The sequence below is a fragment of the Mycobacterium sp. genome, from assembly GCF_049280035.1.
Lineage (GTDB): Bacteria > Actinomycetota > Actinomycetes > Mycobacteriales > Mycobacteriaceae > Mycobacterium.
The window spans coordinates 1-7,184 of record NZ_JBAPPI010000760.1 but is presented as its reverse complement, the minus strand read 5'-3'; the positions used below and the strand labels follow the sequence as shown (position 1 = coordinate 7,184).

The window sequence follows — 7,184 nt, the reverse complement described above, 5'->3', positions numbered from 1 at the left end:
AGGAACGCGTGATGGCCGACCTCGGCCAGCGCGATGCCGACTACATCCGCCGCGTCATCAAGACGCAACGCGCACTCGAAGTCGGCGGTCGGGCCCTGCTGTTCGCCGGTATCCTGCCACCGGCCTGGCTCGCGGGCACCGCGATGCTCGGCGTGTCAAAGATCCTCGACAACATGGAGATCGGCCACAACATCATGCACGGCCAGTACGACTGGATGCGAGACCCCAACATCCGCGGCCGCGACTTCGAATGGGACACCGCGTGCCCGGCCGATCAGTGGCGGCATTCGCATAACTACATGCACCACACCTACACCAACATCGTGGGCATGGACCGCGATATCGGCTACGGCATCCTGCGGATGAGCGAGGATCAGCCATGGAAACCGTACTTCGTGGGTAACCCGGTCTACGCCTTCCTGCTGATGGTGTTCTTCCAGTACGGCGTCGCGCTGCACGAACTGGAAACCGAACGCATCCGCTCCGGCGAGATCCAGCTGGCCGACAAACAGGAAGTCCTGCAGGGTATTTGGCGCAAGACCCGCAAGCAGATGCTGAAGGACTATGTCGCCTTCCCGCTGCTGGCCGGACCGTTCGCCCCGTTCGTCCTTGCCGGCAACCTGTCGGCCAACCTGATCCGCAACGTCTGGTCGTACATGATCATCTTCTGCGGCCACTTCCCCGATGGCACACAGGAATTCACCGTCGAAGAGACTCAAGACGAGTCACGCGGCATGTGGTATTTCCGCCAGATCCTCGGTTCGGCGAACTTGACCGGCGGCAAGCTCTTTCACTTGCTGTCCGGCAATTTGTCGCACCAGATCGAACACCACCTGTTCCCGGACATGCCGGCACGGCGCTACGCGGAGATCGCGGACGAGGTGCAAGAGATCTGCCGACGCTACGGCATTCCGTACAACTCGGGCTCGCTGCCGAAGCAGTTCGGCACTGTCGTGCGCAAGATCGTCAAATTGGCGCTGCCGCCCAAGAAGCCCAGCACCACCGAGAAGCGTGAGCTGGTCGCCGCCTGAGTGCAGCGACCGTCTGCTAGAAGGCGATCATCACCCCAGCTCGTAGGACTCCTGCGACACTCGGAAGAAGTGCCCGGTAGTGACGTCGGTGCATTTCATCGCCGACTGCTCGCTGCTGCAAGTGATCGCACCCCCGGACGGCGCTTGGGCGGAATCCAGCATCGGGCCGACAGCCGCGAGCGTGCCTGGACTGTAGCCCACGACCGGGAACTGGCCCCGGATGAGAACGAAGGTGCTGGTGGCGTCGGGCCGGCCCTGTGGGGGCGGCCGTGGTGCCACCCAGCTGTGGTTAGCGATGTCGCACTGCACGAAATTCTTTCCGAGCGAGTGAGTGTCCGTGGGAGGGTAGTTAACCAGGTTGCAGGAGACGTCTCCCGACGGCGACTGGAACTGCGCGGAGAAGGGGCTGGCGTGCGACATTCCTGCCAAACCGATCGTTGCCGCGGCCATTGCCGTGCATACCGCACCACTTGATAGCGACAAGCTACGACGAATAAACACACTTCGTGTGTAGCGGCGATCGATTTCGCCGCCATTGCTAGATTGTCAAGCCATGGTTACTGTCCCCGCACTGGATGGCGTCGAGCACAAGTTCGTCGATGTGGGCGACGGTGTCACGATTCACGTTGCCGATGCCGGGCCCGTCGACGGGCCACCGGTGATGCTGGTGCACGGCTTTCCGGAGAACTGGTGGGAGTGGCGGGAGCTGATCGGCCCGCTGGCCGCCGACGGTTACCGGGTGCTGTGCCCCGACCTGCGCGGCGCAGGGTGGAGTTCGGCGCCGCGCTCGCGCTATCTGAAGAACGAGATGGCCGACGACCTGGCGGCCGTTCTCGATCGGTTGGACGTCGGGCCGGTGCAGCTGGTGGCCCACGACTGGGGTGGGCCGGTCGCGTTCATCATGATGTTGCGCCACCCGGCCAAGGTGACCGGGTTCTTCGGACTCAATACCGCAGCGCCCTACGTGCGGCGCGATCTCTCGTCGGTTCGCAACATCTGGCGGTTCTGGTACCAGATCCCGATGTTGCTGCCGGTGATCGGGCCGCGCTTGATCGCAGACCCCAAGGCCCGCTACTTCAAGATGCTGGCGTCGTGGGTCGGCGGGGGATTCACCGTGCCCGAGGAGGACGTCCGCATGTATGTCGAGTGCATGCGTCAGCCCGGGCACGCGGTTGCCGGTTCGCGTTGGTATCGGACCTTTCAGAGCACGGAGATGCTGCGCTGGCTGCGTGGCGAATTCGACGACGTCCCAGTCGACGTCCCGGTCCGGTGGCTAAGTGGCACCCAAGATCCGGTGCTCACACCGGACTTGCTGGACGGATACGCCGATCACATAAGTGATTTCGAGGCCGAGCTGGTCGACGGCGTCGGTCACTGGATTGTCGAGCAGCGCCCAGATCTGGTGCTGGACCGGCTGCGCGCCTTCCTCAAGATGTGATCTAGCTGCGATAGCCGAGCAGCGCAACGGAGGCATGCACGGCCGGCTCGACAATCTCGCACACGCTGTGCCCGTCTTCGACGGCGAGCGCGGTCAGTTCACGCAGGCCGCCTACCAGAATCACCGCCAGTGGCCGGGTCAACGGCGGCAGGCCAACCTGTTGGAACCCCGGGCTGCCGCTGAGCCCGATCAATAAATTCGTCAACAGCTGCATGCCCCGACGCTGGAATGGCCGTGCCGCGGCGGCGTCCAGTGACGGCAGCTCGCGGATCCAGCTCAACGTGATGGCCGGTTTGGACCCGATGTGGCCCACGTAAGCCTCCACGGCCTGACGAATCTGAGTCTGCCAGTCCGCGTTCGGATCGACGGCGGAGCGAATCTCCTCGGCCAACTTCTCGACGTCGACATGCAGCAACTCGAGGAAACACTGCTCCTTGCTGGGGAACTGCCCGTAGAACGTGCGCTTCGATGTGCGGGCGTGACGAACGATGTCGGCGACGGTGGTGGCCCGGTATCCGCGCTCGGCGATCGAGGTCGCGAGGCCGTCGAGCAGCCGGCGGCGGAAGGGGTCGATGTCGACCGACTCGGCCGAAGCCGGGTCGTCAGCGACGGTTGTCGCCACGTCGACTCCTTCCGACGAATCCCGCTCGCGTCAGCCCTTGCCAGCGCTTGGTACCACAGGGTACCGTACCGGAATACGCCCTTGGTACGGTGCAGTACCACATCGATGTTGGGAGTGCACAGCGATGAGCACCATCGACACGCAAGCAGCGCCGGCGCCACCCGCCGTCAGATTGCCGCCGGCGCCGCGGCTTCCGAAGGCAGTGCAGGGTGCCGCATTCGCGATTTCCCGCCGGGGCCTTATGCACCGGATGGCGCGCCGCTACGGCGACGGCTTCATGCTCAACGCGCCGGTGTTCGGCCGCGTCGTGGTAGTGGCGAATCCGCAGTTGGCCAAGCAGGTGTTCACCGCCAGCCCGGCGGTGCTCGGCAACATCCAGCCAAACTTGAGCCGGCTGCTCGGGGCCGGCTCGGTCTTCGCGCTCGACGGCGACGATCACCGGCAACGGCGCCGGCTGCTCGCCCCGCCCTTCCATGGCCAGAGCATCAAGAACTACGAAACCATCATCGAAGAAGAGACGCTGCGTGAAATCGCCGGCTGGCCGGAGGGGAAGACGTTCGCCACGCTGCCGTCGACGATGCGGATCACGCTCAACGCGATCCTGCGCGCGGTGTTTGGCGCCGAGGGCGCAGAGCTCGACGAGCTGCGGCGAATCCTTCCACCGTGGGTCACGCTGGGCTCGCGGCTGGCGACGCTGCCCAAGCCGTCGCGGATCTACGGCCGCTACTCGCCGTGGGGCCGGCTGGTCGAGTGGCGGCGCCGCTATGACACCGTCCTCGACAAACTGATCGAAGACGAGCGCGCAGACCCGCACTTCGAAAATCGGACCGATGTGCTGGCGATGATGCTGCGCAGCACCTATGAAGACGGTTCAGCCATGTCGCGTAACGATATTGGTGATGAACTGTTGACGCTGCTCGCTGCCGGGCATGAAACCACCGCGGCCACCCTCGGCTGGGCGTTCGAACGACTGAGCCGACACCCTGATGTGCTGGCCGCGCTCGCCGCCGAGGCCGACACGGACGACAACGAGCTACGTCAGGCAACCATCCTCGAAGTGCAGCGGACCAGAACAGTCATCGATGCCACCGGTCGCCACGTCTACGCGCCGGTCTTCGAACTCGGCGAATGGGTTATCCCTCGCGGGTATTCCATCATCGTCAGCATTTCGCGGCTGCACGCCAACCCGGAGATATTTCCCGAACCCGACCGCTTCGACCCGCAGCGCTTCGTCGGCTCCAAGCCGCCCAGCTTTGCGTGGATCCCGTTCGGCGGCGGCGCTCGGCGGTGTGTGGGAGCTGTGTTCGCCAACATGGAGATGGATGTGGTGCTGCGAACAGTGTTGCGCCACTTTACTATCGAGACCAGCACTGCGCCTGGGGAGAAGTGGCATTCCCGCGGCGTTGCCTACACCCCGAAGAACGGCGGGAAGATCGTCGTTCATCGGCGTTAAGATCGGCGGTCATGACTGCCAAAGATGGTGGGGCCAATCAGCTGGTAACCATGATGAACGGTGCCCTGGAATCGACTATCCCGATTGCACACAAGATGGGCGTAAAGGTCGTCGAGGCTCGGCCCGGTTTTGCCGCCACGACCGTCCCGGCCGAAGGCAACGGGAACCACTTCGGCGTCATCTATGCCGGCGTGCTGTTCACCGTGGCCGAAGTCCTCGGCGGGATCATTCCGCTGATCACGTTCGACACCGCCAAGTATTTCCCGTTGGTCAAAAACCTCGACATCCAATTCGTCGCGATGGCCAAATCCGACGTGCGTGCGCAAGCCAGCCTCGACGACGAGACGATCGCGCGCATCGAAGCCGAAGCGGCCGAGCGGGGTAAGGCCGATTTCACCCTGGAGGCAGTGGTAATCGACGCCGACGGTCAGACTGTCGCCACCACCCGCGGCCTGTACCAGCTACGCGCCATCGGCAAATAGGTATTGCGCTGTGCGCGCTGGCAATTAGCGGTCGGCGCCGGCCCGTCGCGGCAGCTTCCAGTCGGGCCGGATGAAATGGCAGGTGTAGCCGCTGGGGTAGTGCTCCAGGTAGTCCTGGTGTTCGGGCTCGGCCTCCCAGAAGTCGCCGGCGGGGCTGACTTCGGTCACCACCTTGCCGGGCCACAGGCCGGATGCCTCGACGTCTGCGATGGTTTCCAACGCAATGCGCTTCTGCTCCTCGTCGAGGTAGAAGATCGCAGAGCGGTAGCTGGTTCCGACGTCGTTGCCCTGCCGGTTCTTGGTGGTCGGATCGTGGATCTGGAAAAAGAATTCGAGAAGTGTCCGGAAGTCGGTGCGTGCCGGGTCGTAGACGATCTCGATGGCTTCGGCGTGCGTGCCGTGGTTGCGATAGGTCGCGTTGGGGACATTCGGGTCGCCGCTGTAGCCGACCCTGGTCGAAACCACCCCGGGCTGCTTGCGGATCAGATCCTGCATGCCCCAAAAGCAGCCGCCGGCCAGTATTGCCTTGCTGTAGTCCGTCATGGGTCTCATTATTCCGCGATCGGGCGCCGACGGGGGGCGCGGGCCGGCCGCTCGACAAAACCCGATAGAACGTGTTCTAGTTTCTTGCGTGAAGCAGGTGTTTAGCCGCGACGAGCTGGCCGCCGCGTTCGAGACGTTCGAGCAGACTGTCGCACGCGCTGCCGAGACCAAGGACTGGGACGCCTGGGTGGAGCACTACACGCCAGACGTCGACTACATCGAGCACGCGGCGGGCACGATGAAGGGCCGTGACCAGGTGCTCACCTGGATCCGCAAGACGATGTCGACCTTTCCGGGAAGCCACATGACAGCTTTTCCGTCGCTGTGGTCGGTCATCGATGAGCCGACCGGGCGCATCATCTGCGAGCTGGACAACCCGATGCGCGACCCCGGTGACGGCACCATCATCAGCGCGACGAACATCTCGATCATCAGCTATGCGGGCGACGGCCAATGGTGCCGGCAAGAAGACATCTACAACCCGCTGCGCTTTTTGCAGGCGGGGATCAAGTGGTGCAAGAAAGCCGAAGCGCTCGGCACGCTCGACGACGACGCCGCCCGCTGGATGCGCCAATACGGAGGCCAACAATGAACCGCGCCCGCGACGATATACAAAGCAGCGATGAGGTGGGGGCACGCCCCCTCGCCGCTGCGCGGCTGGGGGGACCCCCACCCGCTTGCGGGGGCGAGCGGCGCGCATGAACACGGCACCCAAGCTGGTCATCGGAGCCAACGGGTTCTTGGGCTCGCATGTCACCCGCCAACTCGTCGCGACGGGCGCCGACGTGCGCGCGATGGTGCGCGAAGGCGCCAATACGCGCAGCATCGACGATCTCGACGTCACCCGATTCCCCGGTGACGTCTTCGACACCGCCACCGTGCGCCAGGCGATCGACGGTTGCGACGAGGTCTATTACTGCGTGGTCGACACCCGGGCGTGGCTGCAAGACCCGTCACCGCTGTTTCGCACCAACGTCGAGGGACTGCGCAATGTCCTCGATGTCGCCGTCGAAAGCCCAATCGCCGCAAAGCTGCACCGTTTCGTGTTCACCAGCACCTATGCGACGGTCGGCCGGCGACACGGCCACGTCGCAACCGAAGACGACCAAATCGACCGCCGTCGGCTCACCCCGTATGTCGAGTCGAGGGTCCAGGCCGAAGACATGGTGCTGCGATATGCATCGGAAAAACGTCTGCCCGCAGTCGCCATGTGCGTCTCGACAACCTATGGCAGCGGCGATTGGGGCCGCACGCCGCACGGCGCGTTCATCGCCGGCGCGGTCTTCGGCAAGCTGCCGTTTTTGATGAATGGCATCCAACTGGAGGTTGTCGGTGTCGACGACGCGGCCAGGGCGCTGCTGCTGGCTGCCGAACGCGGCCGCAACGGCGAGCGCTACCTCATCTCCGAACGGATGATTCCGCTGATAGAGGTGGTCAAGATAGCGGCCGACGAAGCCGGTGTGCCGCCGCCGCGGCGGTCGATCTCGGTGCCGGCGCTCTACGGGCTGGGCGCACTGGGCAGCCTGCGAGCCCGGTTGACCGGTAAAGACGCCGAGCTCAGTTTGGCGTCGGTTCGGATGATGCGGGCCGAAGCCCACGTCGACCATGGCAAGGC

The 7,184-nt window shown here is 64.3% G+C and carries 9 protein-coding genes; 6 read left to right on the top strand and 3 right to left on the bottom strand.

Annotation, left to right across the window (positions count from 1 at the left end):
* The coding region (locus WAN71_RS24460; RefSeq protein ID WP_422227807.1) for a fatty acid desaturase family protein at positions 1–1,031 on the top strand (1,031 nt) is incomplete at its 5' end.
* Between the two features lie 30 nt (positions 1,032–1,061).
* Here WAN71_RS24460 and WAN71_RS24455 read toward each other — a convergent pair.
* Positions 1,062–1,310 (bottom strand): hypothetical protein, encoded by a 249-nt coding sequence (locus WAN71_RS24455; RefSeq protein WP_422227806.1) that lies wholly within the window; start codon positions 1,308–1,310, stop codon positions 1,062–1,064.
* A 274-nt stretch (positions 1,311–1,584) separates the two neighbouring features.
* Between WAN71_RS24455 and WAN71_RS24450 the strand changes: the two genes are divergently transcribed.
* Positions 1,585–2,469, top strand: coding sequence for an alpha/beta fold hydrolase (locus WAN71_RS24450; RefSeq protein ID WP_422227805.1), 885 nt, complete (start codon positions 1,585–1,587; stop codon positions 2,467–2,469).
* A gap of 1 nt (position 2,470) precedes the next feature.
* Here the strand turns inward: WAN71_RS24450 and WAN71_RS24445 are convergent, their stop codons facing one another.
* Positions 2,471–3,091, bottom strand: coding sequence for a TetR/AcrR family transcriptional regulator (locus tag WAN71_RS24445; RefSeq protein WP_422227804.1), 621 nt, complete (start codon positions 3,089–3,091; stop codon positions 2,471–2,473).
* A 124-nt stretch (positions 3,092–3,215) separates the two neighbouring features.
* On the opposite strand from WAN71_RS24445, the gene WAN71_RS24440 reads away from it, so the two are divergent.
* On the top strand, positions 3,216–4,544 hold the full coding sequence (locus WAN71_RS24440; protein WP_422227803.1) for a cytochrome P450: 1,329 nt from the start codon (positions 3,216–3,218) through the stop codon (positions 4,542–4,544).
* Between the two features lie 11 nt (positions 4,545–4,555).
* The gene (locus WAN71_RS24435; protein ID WP_422227802.1) at positions 4,556–5,026 is read left to right on the top strand and encodes a PaaI family thioesterase; all 471 of its coding nucleotides are present in this window, start codon (positions 4,556–4,558) and stop codon (positions 5,024–5,026) included.
* A gap of 24 nt (positions 5,027–5,050) precedes the next feature.
* Here the strand turns inward: WAN71_RS24435 and msrA are convergent, their stop codons facing one another.
* A complete protein-coding gene (gene msrA, locus WAN71_RS24430) occupies positions 5,051–5,569 on the bottom strand; it encodes a peptide-methionine (S)-S-oxide reductase MsrA (RefSeq protein ID WP_422227801.1) in 519 nt (172 codons plus the stop codon).
* Between the two features lie 88 nt (positions 5,570–5,657).
* On the opposite strand from msrA, the gene WAN71_RS24425 reads away from it, so the two are divergent.
* Together WAN71_RS24425 and WAN71_RS24420 are read left to right on the top strand one after the other, a co-directional pair.
* On the top strand, positions 5,658–6,161 hold the full coding sequence (locus WAN71_RS24425) for a nuclear transport factor 2 family protein (RefSeq protein WP_422227800.1): 504 nt from the start codon (positions 5,658–5,660) through the stop codon (positions 6,159–6,161).
* Positions 6,162–6,267: 106 nt separating this feature from the next.
* A partial coding sequence (locus WAN71_RS24420) for an NAD-dependent epimerase/dehydratase family protein (protein ID WP_422227799.1) occupies positions 6,268–7,184 on the top strand: 917 nt, incomplete at its 3' end.